5 protein-coding genes are annotated in these 1,669 nt (G+C 36.9%); all 5 read right to left on the minus strand.

The window, feature by feature from the left end:
• The coding region (locus BM141_RS22410; RefSeq protein ID WP_177217526.1) for a PD-(D/E)XK nuclease family transposase at nt 1-311 on the minus strand (311 nt) is incomplete at its 3' end.
• Between the two features lie 60 nt (nt 312-371).
• Nucleotides 372-734: a hypothetical protein gene (locus tag BM141_RS22415; RefSeq protein ID WP_091549657.1), complete on the minus strand. Its 363-nt coding sequence runs from the start codon at nt 732-734 to the stop codon at nt 372-374.
• Nucleotides 735-997: 263 nt separating this feature from the next.
• On the minus strand, nt 998-1,150 hold the full coding sequence (locus BM141_RS23595; RefSeq protein WP_245764138.1) for a type II toxin-antitoxin system death-on-curing family toxin: 153 nt from the start codon (nt 1,148-1,150) through the stop codon (nt 998-1,000).
• 63 nt (nt 1,151-1,213) lie between these two features.
• On the minus strand, nt 1,214-1,321 hold the full coding sequence (locus tag BM141_RS23600; RefSeq protein WP_245764139.1) for a Fic family protein: 108 nt from the start codon (nt 1,319-1,321) through the stop codon (nt 1,214-1,216).
• Entirely contained in the window at nt 1,318-1,497 is a 180-nt protein-coding gene (locus tag BM141_RS22425; protein WP_091549658.1) for a hypothetical protein, read from the minus strand. Before BM141_RS22425 ends, BM141_RS23600 begins: the two co-directional genes overlap by 4 nt.
• Between the last annotated feature and the right edge of the window lie 172 nt (nt 1,498-1,669).

Consider the following 1,669-nt stretch of genomic DNA (forward strand, 5'->3'; position numbering starts at 1 on the left):
GGCTCACCTTCTTTGATATACTCCGTAACTAATTTAGACACACCATAAATCATACGCTGAAAGTAGTCAATTTCAGAGTCATTCTGAACTTCTACCAGCATCAACTCATTATTTGGACTTTTTACTAAAATATCTACACGATTGTATTTATCGTATTCGTCTTGCTTGTTACCTTCACTTTCCAAAATGCTTTCTATGGTTACATCAAAACGAAGTAACTCCGATAAAAAGCCTTCCAAAATGCCAAAATTGGCTTTGTGGCGAAGCAATTTTTTCATTGCCCAATCAAAACGAATTAGTTTTCTGCTCATATCATTTTTTTTACAAAGTAATAAAAAATTAGGCACATTTTCAGTGCCTAATTTAAAAAATTACCAACCATTAGTACTCCGTTTAGGGAAATAGGTTTTGTTGCCATTACTGTTGATGTAGTATTGCCCACCCTTTGGTCCCGTTTGGATTATCTGTCCTTGTCCGTAGTTGTAAGCACCTGATGAATAGTCTTGTGCTTTTGTTCCTGTTGAACCTGTGTAAGGATTATAGTTTGGTGTCGTTGAGAAATTATCCCAATTTGTACCGTTATTATTGGTTTTGTAGTGTCCATCTACATAAGTTCCGTTACTTTTGATGTAACCACTTTGGTATCTAACATCTGTGTTAGTTGTACCATAGTTGTACGAAGGCGTGCTATACGTGGAACTGCCATAAGTTTGCTTGTTTGCCTTATAACGCATATCAGGCGTACCATCTTTTTTGAGTTATGAGAAAGCCAAAGAACTTGTTAGCATTAGCACCAAAATCAATAAATTTTTCATTTGACAATAAATTTGAATTTTGCCTACTCTATTGGCTTTTCAGCAACCGCCACCTGAGTTTTTGGGACTTCGGTGTTATTCCCGTTAAGCACGTCTTTTCTCAAACATAATGTTGCAGGCTGGCATTTTTATTTATCCGTAGTACGTTGCTTTATCCAAGTTACAATTTGTTGAAAGTCAAGTTATCCTGATGCAACGGAAATAACAAAGTTGTATTTCTCATCTTGTGTGGCTTGTATGTCCTTGCCAAAGTTCATCAAAACCAAACGCATTAAAACGTAACCTGTTCTTTTGTTTCCGTCTATAAAAGGGTGGTTCTTGACTATGCTCTCCAAAATTGCACCTGCTTTTTCTTCGGGATTTGGGTAAAATTCAGTTTCCCCAAAACCGCTAAAAGGTCATTCAAGTGCCGATTTTAGTCCGTCTTCATCTCTTACGCCTTGCGAACCGCCAAACTCTTGTATCAAAACTTGATGAATTTCAAGAACTTCTTGATAGTCTATCATTTCGCCAATTTTTCAAGTAGTTCTCGGTCTTCGGTCAAAATTGTATTCAAGTTTAGAGAAAGACGCATTTTTTTGGTAGTAGTTTTTTCTACTTGGCGAAGGTATTGCAAAAGTTCACCCAAAACTTCGTTGGGTAACTTATTGACAATTTGCACTATTTCTTGTTTGAGTTCCATCTGTCCGTTCCGTTTGTTTATTGCTTAACGTTGTTTTTTATTGGTTGGTTCGTTTTGATGTTTCCTTTCTATGCTTGCCGCTAACGGAACGAGGATTTGCGAAGTTCCAAAAATTCTGAGCGAAGCGAAGAAAATTTTTGGAATTTTGCAAATCCTTTGTTGGGTGACGTGC

The organism is Thermoflexibacter ruber (genome assembly GCF_900113045.1).
GTDB classification, from domain to species: Bacteria; Bacteroidota; Bacteroidia; order Cytophagales; family Thermoflexibacteraceae; genus Thermoflexibacter; species Thermoflexibacter ruber.

Bases quoted from the DNA above. Each gene is read 5' to 3' on its own strand.
- BM141_RS22415 (WP_091549657.1), bottom strand. From the start codon at position 734: ATGCGTTATAAGGCAAACAAGCAAACTTATGGCAGTTCCACGTATAGC.
- BM141_RS23600 (WP_245764139.1), bottom strand. From the start codon at position 1,321: ATGATAGACTATCAAGAAGTTCTTGAAATTCATCAAGTTTTGATACAA.
- BM141_RS22425 (WP_091549658.1), bottom strand. From the start codon at position 1,497: ATGGAACTCAAACAAGAAATAGTGCAAATTGTCAATAAGTTACCCAAC.